This window comes from Rhodococcus sp. 14-1411-2a (assembly GCF_002259485.1).
Lineage (GTDB): Bacteria > Actinomycetota > Actinomycetes > Mycobacteriales > Mycobacteriaceae > Rhodococcoides.
The window spans coordinates 203,314-222,436 of the sequence record NZ_NPGA01000014.1 but is presented as its reverse complement, the minus strand read 5'-3'; the positions used below and the strand labels follow the sequence as shown (position 1 = coordinate 222,436).

Annotated in this window: 21 protein-coding genes; 13 read left to right on the top strand and 8 right to left on the bottom strand. The window is 64.2% G+C overall.

The genetic code is table 11. From position 1 onward, the window contains the following. Nucleotides 1-3: 3 nt before the first annotated feature. From CH291_RS11955 to CH291_RS11945, 3 genes are read left to right on the top strand one after another with little or no spacing between them, the layout of a single operon-like run. The gene (locus tag CH291_RS11955; RefSeq protein WP_143545920.1) at nt 4-1,047 is read left to right on the top strand and encodes a hypothetical protein; all 1,044 of its coding nucleotides are present in this window, start codon (nt 4-6) and stop codon (nt 1,045-1,047) included. 9 nt (nt 1,048-1,056) lie between these two features. Next, the gene (locus CH291_RS11950) at nt 1,057-1,746 is read left to right on the top strand and encodes a DUF998 domain-containing protein (protein WP_256980819.1); all 690 of its coding nucleotides are present in this window, start codon (nt 1,057-1,059) and stop codon (nt 1,744-1,746) included. After that, nucleotides 1,722-2,207: a GAF domain-containing protein gene (locus tag CH291_RS11945; protein WP_068054645.1), complete on the top strand. Its 486-nt coding sequence runs from the start codon at nt 1,722-1,724 to the stop codon at nt 2,205-2,207. The genes CH291_RS11950 and CH291_RS11945 overlap by 25 nt, the downstream gene beginning before the upstream one ends. On the opposite strand, the gene CH291_RS11940 is transcribed toward CH291_RS11945, so the two are convergent. Then, the gene (locus tag CH291_RS11940; RefSeq protein WP_094687575.1) at nt 2,191-3,849 is read right to left on the bottom strand and encodes a dihydroxyacetone kinase family protein; all 1,659 of its coding nucleotides are present in this window, start codon (nt 3,847-3,849) and stop codon (nt 2,191-2,193) included. The two genes, CH291_RS11945 and CH291_RS11940, sit on opposite strands and share 17 nt — an antisense overlap. A 65-nt stretch (nt 3,850-3,914) precedes the next feature. On the opposite strand from CH291_RS11940, the gene CH291_RS11935 reads away from it, so the two are divergent. Continuing rightward, the gene (locus CH291_RS11935) at nt 3,915-4,466 is read left to right on the top strand and encodes a YceI family protein (RefSeq protein ID WP_094687574.1); all 552 of its coding nucleotides are present in this window, start codon (nt 3,915-3,917) and stop codon (nt 4,464-4,466) included. Nucleotides 4,467-4,504: 38 nt separating this feature from the next. Continuing rightward, nucleotides 4,505-5,236 carry an SIMPL domain-containing protein gene (locus CH291_RS11930; protein WP_179271954.1) on the top strand — a complete coding sequence of 244 codons (732 nt, stop codon included), beginning with the start codon at nt 4,505-4,507 and terminating at the stop codon, nt 5,234-5,236. Here CH291_RS11930 and CH291_RS11925 read toward each other — a convergent pair. The 4 genes from CH291_RS11925 to CH291_RS11910 all read right to left on the bottom strand — a co-directional run bounded on the left by CH291_RS11925 (nt 5,233) and on the right by CH291_RS11910 (nt 9,566). Then, nucleotides 5,233-6,342, bottom strand: a complete 1,110-nt coding sequence (locus tag CH291_RS11925) for a CaiB/BaiF CoA transferase family protein (RefSeq protein ID WP_094668646.1) — start codon at nt 6,340-6,342, stop codon at nt 5,233-5,235. The genes CH291_RS11930 and CH291_RS11925 overlap by 4 nt on opposite strands. Nucleotides 6,343-6,373: 31 nt before the next feature. Then, nucleotides 6,374-7,015: a TetR/AcrR family transcriptional regulator gene (locus CH291_RS11920; protein ID WP_255183181.1), complete on the bottom strand. Its 642-nt coding sequence runs from the start codon at nt 7,013-7,015 to the stop codon at nt 6,374-6,376. A 54-nt stretch (nt 7,016-7,069) separates the two neighbouring features. Beyond that, complete coding sequence (locus CH291_RS11915; RefSeq protein WP_094638791.1) at nt 7,070-8,437, bottom strand: lipase family protein; 1,368 nt, start codon at nt 8,435-8,437, stop codon at nt 7,070-7,072. Nucleotides 8,438-8,684: 247 nt separating this feature from the next. After that, nucleotides 8,685-9,566, bottom strand: coding sequence for a dioxygenase family protein (locus CH291_RS11910; protein WP_094668645.1), 882 nt, complete (start codon nt 9,564-9,566; stop codon nt 8,685-8,687). An 82-nt stretch (nt 9,567-9,648) separates the two neighbouring features. Here CH291_RS11910 and CH291_RS11905 point away from each other — a divergent pair, with 82 nt between their 5' ends. Then, nucleotides 9,649-10,050 (top strand): hypothetical protein, encoded by a 402-nt coding sequence (locus CH291_RS11905; RefSeq protein WP_094687573.1) that lies wholly within the window; start codon nt 9,649-9,651, stop codon nt 10,048-10,050. Here the strand turns inward: CH291_RS11905 and CH291_RS11900 are convergent. After that, nucleotides 10,022-10,231: a hypothetical protein gene (locus CH291_RS11900; protein WP_094634107.1), complete on the bottom strand. Its 210-nt coding sequence runs from the start codon at nt 10,229-10,231 to the stop codon at nt 10,022-10,024. The two genes, CH291_RS11905 and CH291_RS11900, sit on opposite strands and share 29 nt — an antisense overlap. Before the next feature lie 94 nt (nt 10,232-10,325). Between CH291_RS11900 and CH291_RS11895 the strand changes: the two genes are divergently transcribed. From CH291_RS11895 to fahA, 4 genes are all read left to right on the top strand, one after another. Continuing rightward, entirely contained in the window at nt 10,326-10,853 is a 528-nt protein-coding gene (locus tag CH291_RS11895) for a MarR family winged helix-turn-helix transcriptional regulator (protein ID WP_094687731.1), read from the top strand. 72 nt (nt 10,854-10,925) lie between these two features. Further along, nucleotides 10,926-12,119, top strand: a complete 1,194-nt coding sequence (locus CH291_RS11890; RefSeq protein ID WP_094687572.1) for a homogentisate 1,2-dioxygenase — start codon at nt 10,926-10,928, stop codon at nt 12,117-12,119. Beyond that, the gene (locus tag CH291_RS11885; RefSeq protein WP_256980818.1) at nt 12,065-12,904 is read left to right on the top strand and encodes a hypothetical protein; all 840 of its coding nucleotides are present in this window, start codon (nt 12,065-12,067) and stop codon (nt 12,902-12,904) included. The genes CH291_RS11890 and CH291_RS11885 overlap by 55 nt, the downstream gene beginning before the upstream one ends. A gap of 16 nt (nt 12,905-12,920) precedes the next feature. Continuing rightward, entirely contained in the window at nt 12,921-14,087 is a 1,167-nt protein-coding gene (gene fahA, locus CH291_RS11880) for a fumarylacetoacetase (protein WP_094687571.1), read from the top strand. 7 nt (nt 14,088-14,094) lie between these two features. Here the strand turns inward: fahA and CH291_RS11875 are convergent, their stop codons facing one another. Next, nucleotides 14,095-14,754: an IclR family transcriptional regulator gene (locus tag CH291_RS11875; RefSeq protein ID WP_068054581.1), complete on the bottom strand. Its 660-nt coding sequence runs from the start codon at nt 14,752-14,754 to the stop codon at nt 14,095-14,097. 94 nt (nt 14,755-14,848) lie between these two features. After that, nucleotides 14,849-15,388, bottom strand: a complete 540-nt coding sequence (locus CH291_RS11870) for a gamma carbonic anhydrase family protein (protein WP_094638798.1) — start codon at nt 15,386-15,388, stop codon at nt 14,849-14,851. 174 nt (nt 15,389-15,562) lie between these two features. Between CH291_RS11870 and CH291_RS11865 the strand changes: the two genes are divergently transcribed. The 3 genes from CH291_RS11865 to CH291_RS11855 all read left to right on the top strand — a co-directional run bounded on the left by CH291_RS11865 (nt 15,563) and on the right by CH291_RS11855 (nt 19,122). Continuing rightward, a complete protein-coding gene (locus tag CH291_RS11865) occupies nt 15,563-16,786 on the top strand; it encodes a CaiB/BaiF CoA transferase family protein (RefSeq protein ID WP_256980817.1) in 1,224 nt (407 codons plus the stop codon). Between the two features lies 1 nt (nt 16,787). Further along, nucleotides 16,788-17,669 (top strand): hydroxymethylglutaryl-CoA lyase, encoded by an 882-nt coding sequence (locus tag CH291_RS11860; RefSeq protein ID WP_094687570.1) that lies wholly within the window; start codon nt 16,788-16,790, stop codon nt 17,667-17,669. Nucleotides 17,670-17,742: 73 nt separating this feature from the next. Further along, nucleotides 17,743-19,122, top strand: a complete 1,380-nt coding sequence (locus tag CH291_RS11855; RefSeq protein WP_094687569.1) for an SLC13 family permease — start codon at nt 17,743-17,745, stop codon at nt 19,120-19,122. Nucleotide 19,123: the final 1 nt, after the last annotated feature.

The window sequence follows — 19,123 nt, the reverse complement described above, 5'->3', positions numbered from 1 at the left end:
ACGGTGCGTAGAAATTTGTTGCTCGCGGCGGTGGCGCTGGCGATGTCCGTATCGACGAGCGGATGCGCGGTGGTGTTGCTCGGCAACGCTTTTCCCGCAGGCAGTTCGTCGCCGCAGAGCCGGTACGGGTTCGAGATGTCGGAGGCAGACCGATATCTGGCCGATTCGGCAGAATTCGTGCGCAGTCTCGATCCTTGCGGCTTTCTCACCCAGAACGATCTCGCCGCCCTCGGCACAGTGGTGCAGCTGCGGCCCGACGGCGAATTGAGCACGTGCTCGGCCAGCCTGAATCCCGCGGGGTCGAGCGCCACCGACTCCATCTCCGTCGATCTGAACGGATATCGGCCGAGTTCCGACGACAAGGGCACCGAGCAGATCACGATCGGTGGCGAACAGGTGTATCGCGAGAACGCGTCGCACGGGTCGTGCCGCATCAGCTTCCCGCTCCGCGACGAGTTCGACGGTGCCACCGCGGGGGCCATGGACGGCTACCTCACCGAGTCCGGTCGTAGTTTCGCCGCCATCGAGGTGTTCCGCAGTGTGGGGGACGCGTGCCCCGCAGCGATATCCGTCACCGAGACAGCGCTCGCGCTGCTGGACGACCCACCACTGCGTGCCGATTCCAAGTACAACCTTCCGCTTGCCATGAAAGACCCGTGCGCGGTCCTGGAACACTTGCCCGCAACCTGGACGGTGGACCGCTGGAACCCTGCGTCCGATCCGTACCGTTGCCATTTCACGGCGTCCTCGGCAACATTCGAGGACAACTTGGCGATGCTCGACGTCTCGCTCGGCTACGTCGACGGCGACCTGCGTTCGACGGACCGCGAGCCCATCCAGCAAGGCGGCTACACCGTCGAAACACGCGGTTCCGACTCGGCGTGCTTCGCCGACATCGTGCTGGGCAACCCCGTGCTCGGCATGCCCGAGGAGGACAACACTGCCGCGCGCTATGCCCGCACAGTTCCCACCCTGACCGTCCTGGCCGACCACTGCGACTCCGCGGTCGCCCTGGCGGTGGCAACCGCCGATGTACTGACTGGCTAGCCTTGGTCGGTGCGTTCGAGAACCGAAGGCGTGGATATCCGCCGTGTCGTAGGGGCAATCTGCTTGATCCTCGCCGGACTGCTGTATTCCGCGTGGGTGGCCGAATTCTTTCTCGATACCGGACTCGACCCCACCACATCCTTCCTCAGCGAACTCGACGCCCGCGATCAGCCGTACCGCGAATTCTTCTCCACCGCAGACGTCGTCACGGGTTCGCTGATGATTCTCGCCGCGGTCCTCGGCTTCCTGGCAACCCCGCGTCGACGGCTCCTCGTCACCGGCTGGGTGGCGTCGGGCATCTTCGGTGTCGCGACCATCGCCGACGCGAAACTCCCCCTCGAGTGTGTCGCGGCCGACGATCCGAGTTGCCCGATCGAACCCAGCGGGCTCTTCCCGCAACTCCATCATCTTCATGCTCTGACCAGCACCGTCGCGGTGTTCGCGATCTTCACCGTCATGGTTGCGTTCACGCTGGCCGCGTTCCGCTACCGGCTGTACCCGCTGCTTCGCACACTGGGCCTTGCCGTCCTGATCCTCACGACGCTGGCCACCGCGTGGCTGTTGATCGCCGATAATCTGCCCGGTCAGTACGGTCTCGGCATCGCGCAACGGATTCAAGTGGGCGGCATGTCGGCGTATCTGGTGGTGCTGGGCTGTGCGCTTAGACTCGGCGTATGTCCTTCACCGCGACCGAACTGAACGGATCCAAGGTCGAGCAGTACCAGCAGCTCACCGAGCAGGCCCGCGGCCTGGTCTTCGAAGAACCGAATTTGATCGCGAACGCCGCCAATCTCTCCGCGTTGGTCTATCACGCTCTGCCCGAGGTCAATTGGGTCGGTTTCTACCTGTACGACGGCACCGAACTGGTGGTCGGGCCGTTTCAGGGTCAGCCTGCCTGCGTGCGCATCGCCCTGAGCAAGGGTGTCTGCGGAGCGGCAGCAACTACCCGTGAGACACAGCGCGTCGCGGACGTCCATGCCTTCCCGGGCCACATCGCGTGCGATGCCAACACTCGCTCCGAGGTCGTCGTACCGCTGTACCAGGGCGAGACCCTGATCGGTGTGTTCGATCTGGACAGCCCTGTCCCCGACCGCTTCGACGCCGACGATCAGGCCGGCCTCGAAGCGATCGCGGCGGTTTTTCTCAACTCTCTGGGGTAGAACCAGCTGCCGCCTCGAAGAACCAGGCCATGACCAGCGCACCGGGGTCGACGACGCCGCGTGCGGCCTCACCGACGTAGCTGGCGCGGCCGCGGTTGGCAGTGATGTCGTTCGTCGATTCGGCTCCGGATTTCGCCGCGTCGGCAGCGTCCTGCAGGGTGCCGCCGTCCTTCTCGAGCGCGTCGACGGCCGGGGCGATAGCGTCGACCATCGTCTTGTCGCCCACCCGGGCACCACCGAGTTCGGTGATGCTGTCGAGTCCTGCCCTGGCGGCCTGTCCGATAGCCGCGAGATCCGGCTCGGTTTCGAGCATCGTCCGGTAGAACTGGCGGAACCAGATGCCGAACAGCGCTCCGGACGTACCGCCTGCGTGGCCGAGGTAGGCCTCGCTCACCGCCTCGAATACCGTTGCTGCCGAGTAGCTTTCCTTCACAGCGTCCAGATCGAGCTGTTCGAGGGCGGCCACCATGTTGGTTCCGAAATCGCCGTCGCCTGCCTTGCGGTCCAGCTCGGTCAGGGCCGGTTCCTCGTCGAGTACCCGCTGCGCCCACGACCCGATCCACTCCGAGACGAACGCCGATCGGTCGCCGGTGTCGGACGGCGTGAAGGTCGGTCCGAATGCGCCGCGTTCGGCCACCGGTTTCGCACCACGGCTCGATGCGTTGGGCCAGCCGGGTGCGTCGGTGGGTGCATCCCAGAGTTCGAGCATCTCGTCGTCTGCGCGGACCAGGGTGATCGAGGCTCCGCCCATGTTCAGCGCGGTGACGAAGCTCCCGACCAGCGAGCGGGAAATCTCGATCCCTTTGCCGTGGAGGTATTCCGAGAGTTCGCCGAACAGTAGATGCAGTTCGAGCGGATGCGTTGCCCCGAGCCCGTTGACGATCGCGATCACCGTTTCGCCCGAGTTCAATCCGAGCGAATCCACGATGGGCTCGGTCAGCTTCTCCACGATTTCCCGAGCGGGCAGCTGGGACACACGGTCGGTGCCGCGTTCTCCGTGGATGCCGATGCCGAGTTCGATCTCCTCCTTGGGCAATTCGAAGGACGGTTCGTCTGCTCCCGGCAAGGTGGGCGGGTTCAGCGCGACCGCCATGCTGCGTGCGTTCTCCGCGGTTCGACGCCCCAGCGCGACCACCGCCTGCAGGCTGTCGCCGCGTTCCGCTGCTGCGCCGCACACCTTTTCGACGACGATGGTTGCTGCGGTGCCGCGTCGACCTGGACCGTCCTCGCTCTCACTGGCCACGTCGTCGTCGACGAGAACGACGTCGGCCGCAATACCGTCTTCCTGCAACAGCTCTCGGGCGATCATGAAGTTCATCACGTCGCCGGTGTAGTTCTTCACGATGTGCAGCACTCCGCCGCCGGAGTCCACGGCCTTCGATGCTTCGTGTACCTGGAGAGCGTTGGGTGAGGTGAAGATCAGACCCGGGCACGCGCCGGTGAGCATGCCGCGTCCGATGAAGCCGGCGTGCAGCGGCTCGTGGCCCGATCCCCCACCGGACAGCAGGGCGACCTGACCGTCGGAGATGCGGTAGCGGCGGGTCAGAAATCCGGGATCGGCATGCCACGTGACGTCGTCGGTGGCGGCGACGAAACCGCGGAGGGCGTCGGCGACGAATGTTCGAGGGGAATTGGAGAACATGGCTCCACCCTAACCACCTGCGCCGCGTCCCTTCATCGGTTCTGCAGGACCGATACAGTCGGGGCATGAGTACCGAGACCTGGACGCTCGACGCATCGCACGGCGGACAGTTGGCTGTCCGGACGGATGTCACCGGAAAGGCATCCAAGATGGGGCATCGCCTCACGATTGCGGTGACCTCCTGGACCGCCACCGTCGAGTGGTCCGGGGACGCACCCACCGCGGTCACCCTGGACGCCGAGGTGGGATCGATCGATGTGATCGACGGCGAGGGTGGACTGACGCCCTTGATCGGACCGGAGAAGATAGTAGCGAAAGCCAACGCGCTCAAGAGCTTCGACGCCGGCCGATACCCGTCGATCACATTCCGATCGACCGACATCACCGCCGTCGACGCCGGATTTCGACTGACCGGCATAACGGAGATCCACGGCGTTTCGAGGGAGGTCACCGTGGATGTGAACGTCACCGACCTCGGAGATCGGTGGCATCTCGTTTCGGAAACTGTTGTGCGTCAATCGGATTACAAGATCACTCCGTATTCACAGATGTTCGGAGCCATGAAAGTAGTGGATGAGGTCACCGTGACGTTCGACGCCGAGTATCGCAAGCCCTGAGTCTTTCCAATTCGCCTGTCATGGTGGACACTACGGCGATGAGTCGAAATCGATGGATGTTCGGATCGTGCGTGTCGGCCGTAACGCTGGCTGTGGCGTTGACCGCGGGCTGCAGCAGTCCAGCGACCTCGTCTGCCGATGGACCTCCCGGAGTGAACGTCAACGGCGTCGGAGAAGTGCAAGGTGCGCCGGACACGTTGACGACCCAGATCGGCGTCCAGGCCACGGCCGAGGACGTCACCGCCGCCATCGAACAGGCGAACGCGGCCGTGAGTGACGTCACGGACGCGGTTGTCGCGGCCGGTGTCGCCCGCGAGGACATCCAGACTCAACAGGTGTCGATCGATCCGCAGTACTCCGGCGCACTGCCGGGCGGCACCTCCGCGATTTCCGGTTATCAGGCCACCAACACCCTGCAGGTGACGGTTCGCGACCTGTCGAAGGCATCTGCAGTCCTGGGCGACGCCACGTCGGCCGGCGGAAACGCGACCCGCATCTCCGGGGTCTCCTTCAAGATCGACGACGATTCCGAGCTGATCGCCGATGCCCGGTCCAGGGCGTTCGCCGACGCCCGCGATCGCGCCGAGCAGTACGCGTCACTCGCAGGCGGAGAACTCGGGGACGTTCTGTCGATCACGGAGTCGATCACCGGCCAGGAGCAGCCGAGGTCGTTCGGCGAGTCCGCCACTTCGTTCGACACGGCAGTGCCCATCGAGCCGGGACAACAGACCGTCAGCGTGTCCGTGTCGGTGAAGTGGGCGTTGAACTAGGTCCCGGCCGGCGGTGGCAGGCGGTAGTTCACCGGGGTTGCCGAGAAATCCAGAGGATTGCGGACGCCCTCGGCCGCTGCTCCCGGAACCTGGACTCGCGGTTCGAGCCCGAGCGACTCCGCGAAGGCGAAGGCCTCGTCGATCGAATTGACCGGCCCCGCGGGGACGTTGCGGGCCATCAGTTCTCGGTACCATTCGTCGGCTGTACGTGATCGCAAAGCCGAGTTCAGGATGTCGACCAACTGATCTCGATGTTCGACGCGAGCAGAGTTGGACGAGAAGCGCTCGTCTGCAGCCAGTTTCGGCATAGCCAGCACCTCCGCAAGCTCCGAGAATTGCCGGTCGTTGCCCACTGCCAACGCGAGCGGACGGTCTGCGGTCTCGAACACCTCGTACGGTACGAGCGATGGGTGCTTGTTGCCCATCGGCCGCGGTACGACGCCTGCCCCGAGATAAGCCGAGGACTGGTTGCTCAACGCGGACAATACCGACGCCATCAGTGAGGTATGCACCTGCTGACCCGCACCGGTGCTCGATCGATGATGCAGTGCCGCAAGGATTCCGCTGAGTGCGTGCAGTCCGGTGACGATGTCGACCATCGCCACTCCCACTTTGGTGGGCGTCGAGGAATCGGGGCCGGTGACGCTCATCAGACCGCCGACGGCCTGCACCACCAGATCGTATCCGGGCAGGGCGGAGCCTCCACCGGTGCCGAAGCCGGTGATCGAACAGTAGATCAGACCGGGATTTGTTCGAGCCAGATCCGAGTAGCCCAGTCCGAGCCGGTCCATTGCACCGGCTCGGAAGTTCTCGATCAGAATGTCTGCGCCCGAAACGATCTCCCGCGCCTCGGCTACGCCGCCCTCGGATTGCAGGTCGATGAACCTCGACGTCTTGTTGCGATTGACCGAGTTGAAATACGTTGCCGTACCGGCAGAGTCGTACGGTGGTCCCCACGATCGGGTGTCGTCACCGATCCCGGGCCTTTCGATCTTGATGACCTCGGCGCCCATGTCGCCGAGCATCATCGTCGCGTACGGGCCTGCGAGTACGCGAGAGAAATCCGCGACGACAAGTCCTGCGAGCGGACCGGTGGCATCTGTCATCGGTCCACTGTATTGCGCGGCAGGCTGCAGTTCAGTTCAGGTCCGGAACAAAGGCTCCGAGCACGGCGACCATCGTCTCCACTATGCGCTCGATGGGCGGGCGGGGAGGGTCGGTGCGGGACCAGTCGGAGACGATCTCGGTGAGCGCACCGAGGAATGCCGTTGCGGCCAAATGATATCCACCTGGCGGAACGAAGTCGGAACCGATTTCGGAACGTAGCGTGTTCTCGAAGAAATCAACCCACTGTGCACGACGGCGTGTCCGGTGCTGTTCGACGGCGTCGCTGACGCCCAGCATCTCCAGATAGGAAATTCGCGCCCGTCGCGGGTCACCTCCGATCGATCCGACCAAGGCCGTCATCGCAGCGGCGACGAGCGCGCGGCGATCTCGATCGATGTGTCCGTCGAGCGCTGCAACGACTGCCGCCAGCGCATCGTCCTGGATCAGGTCGTACACGTCGATGAGCAGTGCCTCACGGTTGGCAAATTCGCTGTAGAACTGACTGCGCGCCAGACCGGCAGCAGTGCAGATATCCGCTACCGAGGTGGCTGCATAGCCACGTACCCCGATGACCTCGATCCCGGCGTGCAAGAACCGTGCGCGGCGATCGGCTTTTCGCGCGGCGGACGATTGTCCGGCGTACATGCGGCCCTTATCGTCGGCGACAGTCACCGGCGGAGTCTACCGCCGGTGACTCCGTCGCCCGCCGTGCGCCGATCGGTCTTTTCACGCCCCGATCGGCTTACCGAACAGTCCGGCAATTATCTCGCCTACCGCATCGACGAAGAGCGGGTGTGCATTCGTGTCGAGTGCCATCGAACCGACATCGTTCGTTCGGCAACCCGGTTCCACCGGAATACCGGCAAAGCGGTCGCGCATCCACAACACCGCGCTCGGAAAGGCGATCAACTCCAGAGTGATGTGCTCACTGAAATGATCGCGAGTGTAGGTGACATCGGCACCCGGACGGCTGCAGTACGAATCGACCATCGCATTGACCGGTCCTATCGGCACCAGCCAGTCCGGGTTCGAGTGGTAGACGTAGAGCGGCATGTTGGGAGTGGTGTCGCCGAGCCGCATCGCGGACAGCGCCTTTTTCACCACCGGTTGTTGGATCGGGTCGCCTTCGGTACGGAGGAATCCTTTGAGATTGAGAAACGGCAGTAGTGCAGAGGTGTATCCGACACAGAGATTGTCCTTGGCCGCGAACAGTGTCCTGCCGACCGGATCGATGTGTTCGTCGATGAATCGCGCCAGCTCGGGATCCTCACGACTGGCACCGATGATGCCGGCCGCGACGATGCCCGAGCCCAGGGTGTTGTTGGCGTTGTCGACCAGTGCCCCGAGCTCGGCGGGGGTCCCGCCCTCGGTGACTCCGACGATGTCGAGCTCGGGGGCATAGCTGCCGGCCAGTTCGGCCGCATGTCCGGTGGCTATCGCGCCGCCCGAGTAACCGCTCATCCCTACCTTGGTGGCCTCCCCCGCCAACTGCATAGGCGCGAAGTTCTCGGCCGCTCGGATGCCGTCGAGTGTGATCCGACCGGCCACCGGCCCTGCGGCGAACGAGTTGTTCGGCCCTTGATGATCGGGAACCGACACCGCCCAGCCCTGCGCCAACGCTGCCTGCACCTCGAGGAATTGAGCACCCGACGTGACCGCACCCGTGACCGGCCACGGAATTGCGCCCGCTCGCATCGCGTACGAGGGCGCGCAGTAGGCGGCGAGAGAATCCTCGGCCAATTGGATGGAGATCAACGGGCGCGGTGCGGCGGACGCGCCACGTGGCTTCATGACCGTCGTCACCGCCGCTATCGGCTCGTCGCGACCGTTGTTCGACCGAAACGACAGCTGCCACGCGTCGACCTGCGTGGGGATGACGTTGAGAGTAGCCAGCTCGACGGGTCGTGCGGCGATGATCTGGCCCGGGGCCGCCGCGGCCACCACGTCGGCAGGAGGGAGGTAGAAGTCGGTGTCGAATTCCGGAATCTTCGGCCACGTGAACGGTGCCAGAGGCGGCTGAATTTCCACCTCAGGCGAATCGGGTGCAGCAGCAGCGGGCGTCGTCATGGCGGCGAAAGCCGCTGCGGCGGTCATCACGCTGATCGCTGTACGCAGCGTCCAAGATCGGGCAGAAGACACGGGTGTACTCCTTCGCGCCGGAGGACGGGATCCACAGGAGGCGCGCCCGGCGACGGTTCGTACAGCGCATCCGACAATCTTGGACACCGATGTCCGAGATGGTGCTCAGAACTGTAGAGCGAAGTGGCGTGGATAACAATCCCCGAATCGAAAAAGACTCAGAAGTGAGCCGATTCCAGCTTCAACCGATCGCCTCTCCTGGTCAGGCGACCGCGAACGACCGCTTCGCCAAGCCGAATTGAAAGCCGGTGATGGCTGTGGTCACCGGCGCTTCCGGGTTCTCCGCGGCACCGAGCGTGACGAACAGAGGCGTGAAATGTTCGACGGTCGGGTGCGCATACGGCATTCCCGGTGCAGCGCTCCGGAAGTCCGCAAGTGTGTTGACGTCACCACGCGCCAACGCGTCGGCCGCCCAGAGATCGAAGTCCTCCGACCACGTCGGCACGGTGTTGGTAGCGAAGTTCTCCCGCGAGAGAAACGGCAGTCCGTGCGTCATGAATCCGGAACCGATGACCAGCACACCCTCCGCGCGCAATTCTTTGAGCGCTGCGCCGATGGCCATCAGCCGGTCGGGAGCATGCGTCGGCAGGCTCAACTGGAGAACGGGGACGTCGGCGTACGGGTACATGACCTTGAGCGGAACCCAGGCACCGTGATCGAGGCCGCGGGAGCTGTGGCGGTGCAGGTTCTCCGACGCCGGGAGTGCCGCGGCCACCCGTGCGGCCAAAGCCTCCGCGTCGGGCGTCCGGTATTCCATCGAGAAGTAGCGCTGGGCGAAACCGCCGAAGTCGTAGACCAGAGGGGGCGCAGCCGCCGATGCGGACAAGCTCAGCGGGGCCTCTTCCCAGTGCGCGCTGACGATGAGGATCGCCTTGGGCTTGGGCATCGACTGCGACCAGGTGAACAGCTGGTCCATCCAGAGTGCGTCGTCGAAGACCGGGGGTGCGCCGTGGCTGATGTACAGGGCGGGCATCGGACCGTCGCTCGGAGTCCACAGTTCCTGTGACCTGCTCGCGGGTGCGGTATCGGCGAGAAATGCATCGAACGCTGCACCGGCGACGGGCGGGTTGATCACGGATGTCATGGCGGGTCCCTCGAATGCTTAGGTTGAATCTTCAACTTAGCACCGATTGGGCCCTGCGGCCAGCATGGCTAGGCTCGAGTGCATGTCGGATGCCGTCTATCGCGCTCCCATGCCGAACGGTGTCGAACGCGCCCTCACCTACGGACTGTGTGGAATGGCGGCCGACGACGAACGCTCGATACGACGCGTCGAGCGCTTCGGGCAGGTTCCGGACGGATCTTTCGTCTGGACGCGCACAGAGCGTGGCGAGTTCTTTCTCGGGCGAATTTCCGGTCCTCTACGTGAAGATCGCAGCGCCGACGCGGTGGCGTCGAACATGATCTTCGTCTGGGACTGCCAGTGGACGAGCGAACCCGTTCCCGAGCGCGAGGTTCCCGCGGCGACACTGCAGACCTTCGCGCGCGGTGGCCGCAATTTTCAGCAGACTCACGACCCGCGGGTCGGTGCGGAGTCGGCTAGCGTGTGGCGAGCGCGAGGTCGTTGACCTGGGGATCTACCTGCACGACGGAGTAGCCCTGAATCTCGAACTTGTTCTCGCCCTCGGGCGGCCCGAGCACGGCACGGACGATCAGCGTCGCGGCGGCAGCGACGAGTGCGATCACGATGACCACTGCTGCCACGATCAGCAGGGTCCGGGGGCCGCCGAACAGGTTCTTCGAGCTCATGCGTCCATCATGACCCCTCCGGGATGAGACACGAATCGCGCCTGCCCAAGTAGTAAAGGTGTTGATCAGATGGGTTCGTGGCTACAGTGAATCCGTGACCGACGCACCCGAGCCCGATTTCTGGTCGTTCATCGACACCGCCAACTCCACGCTGGCCCGGGACTACGGGTTCGAGCATCAGCTGGCCACCGAGGTTCTACTGACGCTCAACCGGGCGTCGAACATCGTCACCTACGACCTGGAGGCGACGGTTCATCGCCCCCGAGGCTGGTCGTGGTCGTCGTTCCGACTGATGTTCGTCACGTGGTTGGCAGGCCCGATCGAACCGCGCCGAGCCGCAGAACTGACCGGCATGAGCCGGGCAGCCGTCTCGAACCTGTCCAAGACACTCATCTCCGGCGGCCTGCTCGCCAGTACGCCCGACGAGAAGGACGGCCGTTCGGTGCGCCTCGCCCTCACCGCGCAGGGGCACGACGAGATGGTCGAGGCGTTTGCGGAGCAGAACGAACGGGAGAACGCGTGGGCCAGCGCGCTCACCGAACCCGAACAGCGGATTCTGGTGATGCTGTTGACCAAACTCATCACTCACCGCAGCCAGTTCGACGTCCGGGGACGCAACTGAAGGTTGCGTAGATCACGTCAAAGTAGTTAATGTGTTTACTACAAGCGGTGAACACAACTCAGGAGCGATGACGTGGCCTACTACCGGCAGCTCGGATCGGTACCGCCGAAGCGGCACACCCAGCACCGAACCCCGGACGGCAACCTCTACTTCGAGGAGTTGATGGGTGAAGAGGGCTTCTCCTCGGACTCGTCTCTGCTCTATCACCGCCACATACCCTCGGCGATCGTCGATGCCACGGTCTGGGAACTCCCCGATCAATCGACGACGCCCAACCATCCGCTCGTGCCGCGGCACCTGAAGTTGCACGAGCTGTTTCCCGAATCCGCGGTGGCGGACACCGATGTCGTCACCGGCCGACGCCTCGTTCTCGGCAACGCCGACGTCAGACTGTCCTACGTCGTCGCGTCGAAAACCTCACCGCTGTACCGTAATTCGATCGGCGACGAGATGGTCTACATCGAATCCGGTTCTGCCATCGTCGAAACGGTGTTCGGTGCCCTCCAGGCACAGCAGGGCGATTACGTGCTCATTCCGCGCGCGACGACGCACCGTTGGATTCCCGACGGCCCCCTTCGTGCCTACGCCATCGAAGCCAACAGTCACATCGCGCCGCCCAAGCGCTTTCTGTCCAAGTACGGCCAGCTGCTCGAGAACGCTCCCTACTGCGAACGCGATCTGCACGGCCCCACCGAGCCTCTGGTCGTCGATGACGAAGACGTCGAAGTGCTTGTCAAACACCGCGGTTCGACGGGCATCGTCGGAACCAGATACGTCTACCCGCAGCACCCGTTCGACGTGGTGGGGTGGGACGGCTGCCTGTACCCGTACACCTTCAACATCTCCGACTACGAACCGATCACCGGCCGTGTGCATCAACCGCCACCCGCGCACCAAGCGTTCGAGGGGTCCAATTTCGTGATCTGTAATTTCGTTCCGCGCAAGGTCGACTACCACCCGCTGGCAATTCCAGTGCCGTACTACCACTCCAACGTCGACTCCGACGAGATCATGTTCTACGTCGGCGGCGACTACGAGGCCCGCAAGGGCTCGGGCATCGGGCAGGGTTCCATCTCGGTGCATCCGGGCGGTCACGCTCACGGGCCGCAACCCGGTGCGTACGAACGCAGCATCGGTGCCGAGTTCTTCGACGAACTGGCTGTCATGGTCGACACCTTCCGCCCCCTCGAACTCGGCGAAGGTGCCCGTGCATGCGAGGACACCGGGTACGCGTGGACCTGGGCCGGTCGGGGGCCGAATCGATGATCCCGGAGTTGTTCCGTCGCCTGTGCGACGACGCCGCCGCCTTCCCTCCCGGCAATGCGCCGCTCGATGTTGCTGTGGCACAACACCTCGAGTACCGGGCCAGTGCGTTCGCAGACCTCGTCGGCCCGTTGGTCGTTCCGATGGACCGGGTGAACGAGCTGGATCTGGGTGCTCGGATGGAGCTGGCGTTGACCGCACCCGCCGGGCCGGGAAGTGTGGAGGCAGGCCTGCGGGTCGCCGATCGTACAGCCGGCGTGACGGTCGTGTCCATCGAAGTGGCCATGCCCCACGGCACCGACATCGATGTGCTGCGCGGCATCACCCAGGACATCGACATCTATGTCGAAATTCCCCGAGACTCCCGAAAAGACGACATCTTCGACGCCGTCGACGAGTTCGGGTATCGCGCCAAGTTTCGGACCGGCGGCGTCACGGCCGACCAGTATCCGGACGAACACGAGCTCGCCGCGTCCATCTATCGGGCGGCCCAGCGCGAGGTCCACTTCAAGGCCACCGCGGGTCTGCACCATGCCGCCCGTAACACCGATCCCCACAACGGATTCGAGCAGCACGGTTTCCTCAACGTGCTCCTCGCCGCGCAGGCCGCACACAGTGGCGCACGGGTCGGTGAGCTCGAGAAGATACTGGCGATTCGAGACGCAGACGTCCTCGCCGGGCTCGTCGCCGGGATCGAGGGACAGCGCGCCTTTGCCTCCTTCGGCACCTGCAGCATTCGTGAACCCCTGCACGATCTCGTCCGACTCGGACTCGTCCCACCTCTGTGACCTAGGAGCGCCGCTCATGACGCACATCGACATTCCCGCCGATTCCGAGTTCGGAATCGACAACCTCCCCTACGGCATGTTCAGCACTCCGGGCACGAACGCCCGTGTCGGAGTCCGCTACGGCGACAACGTGATCGACCTGTATGCGGCTCTGGGTGACGCAGACTTCGCGTCGACGAGCCTGAACGCATTCATGGCTCGCGGACGCGGTCGGTGGGCGGAGGTCCGCTCGTCGGTCACCGACATGCTCACCGGTGGCACGACCCCCGCGGAAGCAATCGTGCCCGTTTCCGACGTGACGATGCACCGGCCGTTCGAGGTGGCCGACTACGTGGACTTCTACGCCTCCGAGCATCACGCAGCCAACCTCGGCCGACTCTTTCGCCCCGATGCCGAACCGCTGCTACCGAATTGGAAGCACCTGCCCGTGGCGTACCACGGTCGGTCCGGCACGGTCGTCGTCTCCGGCACCGACATCACCCGGCCTCGCGGCCAACGTAAGGCGCCCGACGAGGCGTCGCCCACCTTCGGTCCGAGTCGGCGACTGGACATCGAGGCCGAGATGGGCTTCGTCGTCGGCGTTCCATCGGACGGGCCCATATCGCCGGATCGGTTCTCGGACCACGTGTTCGGAGCCGTCATCGTCAACGACTGGTCGGCGCGCGACATCCAGGCCTGGGAGTATGTTCCGCTGGGGCCGAACCTCGGCAAGAGCTTCGCGACGTCCATCTCGCCCTGGGTCGTTCCGCTGCTCGCATTGGAGCAGGCACGAACCTCGACGCCGGTGCAAGACCCCGAGCCGCTCGAGTACCTCCGCGAATCTCGTTCCTGGGCTCTCGATATCGACTTGACCGTCGTGTGGAACGGGCATGTCGTCTCGCACCCGCCCTACAGTGCAATGTACTGGTCGCCCGCTCAGATGCTGGCGCACGAGACCGTCAACGGCGCGACATCGCGAACCGGTGACTTGTTCGCCTCGGGCACCATCTCCGGGCCGGAGAAGAATCAGCGTGGCGCGTTCATCGAATTGACCTGGGGTGGAGCCGAACCCGTGAGCCTCGGATCGGAGACCCGAACCTTCCTCGAGGACGGTGACGAGGTTGTCATCGCCGCCAGCGCCCCAGGACCCAACGGATCTCGCATCGGATTCGGTGATGTCCGGGGTCGCATCAAGCCGGCCTGAGTGACAGCTACCAGTCCGACCGCACGATGAGGGACTGCTCGATTTCGAGTGCTGCGTCGCGCACGGCCTGCCCCCACAACACGCCGGCCGAGGTCGACACACGCTCGATCGGTCCCGCGACGCAGACGGCGGCCACGATGCGCTCGTCTCGGCGAACCGGGGCGCTCACCGAGGTCAGTCCCGGGGTTCGCTCGGATACAGATTCCCACCACCCGAGTTCGCGGCTCTCGGAGTCGGCGTCGAGATCGCCGGCCAACACGTGACCGGCCGACCCCGCTCCGAGCGGAAGTAGCGCCCCCACCGGCAACGACGCGCGGAGTTCGTGCTGGGAATCCTCGGAGACCAGGCACAACCGATGCGATCCCCGCAATACCCACAGCTGGGCGGATTCTCCGGTCTCTTGCCGCAGGCGCCTGAGAATCGGTACCGCGAGCCCGCTGAGAGTGGAGGTGCCGAAGCGGTCACCGGGATGAAGAAGACCGTCGTTGTCCCGGCGGAGCATCGAGTACCGCACCATCTCGCCGACCAGTCGATAGACCGTCGATGCAGACAGGCCCAGTATTTTGGCGAGGTCACCGGTGGTTCGCGGACATGCCTCGACGGCATTGAGAATCGCCGCGGCCCGGGCCAGCACCCCGGTAGTGGTGTCGGCGCTACCGTCCGTCACTGCTGTCGACCTCCGTTTTCGATTCCCGTACAGCATCGGCTACATGGCCGACACTGCTTACGCAGCATAGGTGTCGGACCGGTCCGTGACGCTGTCAGCAGGGCCGAGCGCCACGATGGACGCCGGCCAGATCGCGGTAGGTGAGCGCGTTGGCTGTGCAGTGCTCCACCTCCTCGTCGGTCAGTTCCCGCCGAACCTTGGCAGGGACACCGGCGACCAATGATCTCGGCGGGATCTGTGCACCTTCCGTCACCAGTGCACCTGCGGCAACGAGACAGTCCTCTCCCACCACGGCACCGTTCATGATGACGGCAGCCATGCCGACCAAGGTTCCGTCGCCGACGGTGCAACCGTGCAAGACGGCATTGTGTCCCACACTCACGTTGCGTCCGATCGTAAGCGGGAAGCCCGGATCCACATGTGCGACAACACCGTCCTGAATGTTGGACCCACCACCGATTGTGATCTCCTCCGAGTCGGCCCGTAGAACGGCCTGGTACCAGACACTGCTGTCCGGACCGAGATTCACTCGCCCGACGAGCGTCGCAGTGGGGGCGAGCCACGCGGATGCGTCGACGGTAGGAGATCCGCACTCGAGCGCGAGCAGCATCGACCCTGGGTTCTTGTCGGTCATGAGTTCCTGTTTCCTTCCAGCGGCACGAATATCTGAGAAATCCACATCACAGTGGTTGTCATACGTGATCCAGCACACTATGGTCATTCCTACCAGAAGATAATGTCTTTATCAAATAATGATAATTGGCCATCTTCACTCTGACTTACTACGTACTGCAGGGAGTGACCACCGGTGTCCATCACCACTGAGAACGGCCCTTTGCACGGAATCCGTGTGATCGAGCTGGGCAATTTCATCGCTGCACCCTTCGCGAGTCGCCTTTTCGCCGACTTCGGTGCCGACGTCATCAAGATCGAGCGCCCCGGCGTCGGCGACGAACTTCGCGGCTGGCGTCGAAGCCGTGGAGACACCTCCATGATGTTTCGAACCATTGCTCGCAACAAGCATTCGGTGACTCTCGATCTGCGTACCGACGAAGGCCGCGATCTCGCGCTGAAGTTGGTCGAGACCGCCGATGTCGTCGTGGAGAACTTCCGGCCCGGCACCCTCGAGCGGTGGGGACTGGGACCCGACCGACTACAGGAAGCCAATCCCGACGTGGTCATGGTCCGTATCTCGGGCTACGGCCAAACCGGCCCGCATCGAGACCGGGCCGGATTCGGCGGGGTAGCAGAAGCATTCGGCGGATTGCGCCACGTCACCGGTCACGCGGATCGCGAACCCGTTCGGCCCGCAGCGCCCATCGGCGACGTACTGGCCGGATTGCACGGTGCCGTCGGCGCTCTCGTGATGCTCCTGGCTCGCGAACGAAGCGGAGATCATTCCCGGCCCAAGGTTGCCGACGTCGCACTCTACGAGGCGGTGTTCATGGCCATGGAATCGCTGGTCCCGGACTACGACGCATACGGCACGGTTCGCCAGCGCACAGCAGGCAATCTCCCCGGCGTGGTCCCCAGCGGCATCTATCCGTCCCAGGACGGCAGCGTCATGATCGCCGGAAACTCGAGTAGCGTGTTCGGACGGCTCATGACCGCGGTGGGCCGAGCAGACCTGGCCGCCGACCCGGAACTGGCGAACGGCGACAAACGATTTGCGCGCGAGGCCGAACTCGACGGAGCCATCTCCGACTGGACGTCGGTAAGGCCGACAGCTGTTGTCGTCGACGAACTCGGTGCCGCGGGCATTCCCGTCGGAGAGGTGTTCGACGCAGCTCAGATCGCCGACGACGAACACTTCGTTTCACGCGGGATGGTCCAACCTCTGAAAGTCTCTGTGGAACAGGGCAGTACCGAGGAAGTACGCTTTCCCGGAGTGGTTCCACGCTTCGGCGACGAACCCACCGCCGTGAAGTGGGCCGGACCGGACCTCGGCGAGCACACGGACGATGTTCTCGGCCGCATGCTCGGACTCACCGAGGAGCAGCTCGACGATCTCCGCGCCAGGAAGGTGATCTGACATGCCTCGCGTACACATCACCGACGTTTATCTCCGCGACGGACTGCAGGACGAGAAGTGCATCGTCCCCACGGAGGACAAACTCGCCGTACTCGACGCCACCCTCGCGTCGGGCATCACGACCGTCGAGATCGCCTCGTTCGTTTCCCCCACCCGAGTGCCACAGATGGCCGACGCCGAAGAGGTCGTTTCGCGTGCGCCGCGCCGATCCGATACCCGCTACACCGCATTGACATTGAACGGACGGGGAGTGCACCGGGCCGCCGAGACCGACATCGATGTGATCCAGGTCGTCACCTCCGCCAGTGAGAGCCACAGCCGCGCGAATGCCGGACGGTCGTCCGAGGACGCTCTGCAGGATCTGCACCGTGCAGTCGCGGCGCATCCGGATCGGACGTTCATCGGCGGAGTCAGTACCGCTTTCGTGTGCCCGTTCGATGGCATCATCACGCCCGCACGGCTCGTCGAGGTCTGCACGCGCATGGCCGACATCGGCGTATCGAGCCTCGGTCTCGCGGATACCCTCGGCATCGCGACCACCGACCAGGTACTGGCCGGAGCCGACGCCGTCCGAAAGGCGTTGCCCGAGTTGACGATCAGCCTGCACCTGCACAACGCCCACGACCAGGCCCTCGAGACAGCGGTACGTGCAGTGCTCGACCTCGAGATCGAGCACTTCGACAGCGCGCTCGCCGGTTACGGCGGTTGCCCCTTCGCCCCGGGCGCGCACGGAAACCTGGCCACCGAGCAGCTCGTCGACAGGTTCCATCGCGCCGGAATCGACACCGGTATCGACACGGCTGCTCTGGCCGCCGCTGCCGATCTCGCTCGTTCAGTGGTCGATCGCGCTCTCCCTCTCCCCACTTCTGCTTCCGCTCTCTGATCAGGCGGGCTCCGGTCCGCGCATCGCCGATTCCCCTACGGCACAACCTCATCCTCCGTCCGAAAGGCCAGCCATGGTCTACGCAATCTCGATCATCGCCCTCATCGCAATCTTCACGGTCGCGACGATCACTCCCATCAACATGGGCCTACTGGCCTTCGCCGGCGCCTTCCTCATCGGTGGCGCGATATCCGGCATACCTATCGAAGACATCATCGACGCATTCCCAGGTAGCACCTTCATCATCGTCGGTGGCATCACCTTGTTGTTCGCCATCGCCAAAGCCAACGGAACCATCGACGTCGTCATCGATCGATCCCTCCGGCTCGTGGGCGGACGGCGCTGGGCCATCCTGTGGATGATGTTCCTGCTGTCCGGCCTGTTGATGGCCCTCGGATCCGTGCTCGCCGTCGGCATGCTGGCACCGATCGCGATGCCGCTGGCCAAGCGCAACAACATCAATCCCTTCCTGATGGGCATGGTCGTCAGCCATGGCGCGCTCGCCTGCTGCTTCTCCCCGATCAACCTCTACGGCGCTTTCGTCAACGGCTTGATGGACTCCACCGGTGTGGGCTCACATCCGCTCGCGCTGTTCCTCATCCCGTTCGTTCTCAACACGCTGATCGCACTGGTGCTCTTCCTCGTTCTCGGCCGCGACCTGATCAAAGACCGCACGCGTGCGTTCGATGTCCAGGATCTCCGCGACCAGGAGGGCGGGCTGCCGGTGCCGTCAGGACCGCGTCCGGGCAACACCGGGTTGCCCGAGGGCAGCGGTGGCGGCACCGCCGTGCAAGTCGAAGCCGATCCGATCGAAGCAGCCTCGGTCACAACGGTTCCCGATCAAGCCGTTCCCCTGACTCGAGTGCGCGTACTCACGCTTCTCGGTATTGCCGCCCTGGTTCTGCTGTCCGTGACCTTGGGCGTCGACATCGGCGTCAGCGCGATCTGCGTGTCGGTCGTGTTGTTGCTGCTGGCACCGAAGACTCATCCGAAGGTGGTCGACAACATCGCCTGGCCTGCCGTGGTTCTGGTCTGCGGTGTTCAGACGTACATGGCGGTCATGACCCAGAACGGTACGCTGGGATTCCTCGGCGACGCCGCCTCCGCCCTGGGATCACCACTGCTGACGGCACTCATCCTGTGCTACGCGGTGGCCATCATCTCGGCGTTCGGATCGTCGATCGGCACCATCGGTATCGCCCTTCCACTCGCTGCACCCATGCTCGCCGCCGGCGAGCTGGGAGCCATCGGATTCGTTGCCGCCATTGCATTCTCGGCGACGGTGGTGGACGTGAGCCCGTTCTCCACCAACGGCGTGATGGTCCTGGCCGAAGCACGAGTGAACGACAAAGCCCGATTCCAGCGAAAGATGTTGGGTTACTGCGGACTCGTCGTTCTCCTCGCTCCGCCGACCGTATGGTTGCTGACGGTGGTCGGGCCCTCGATGACCTGAT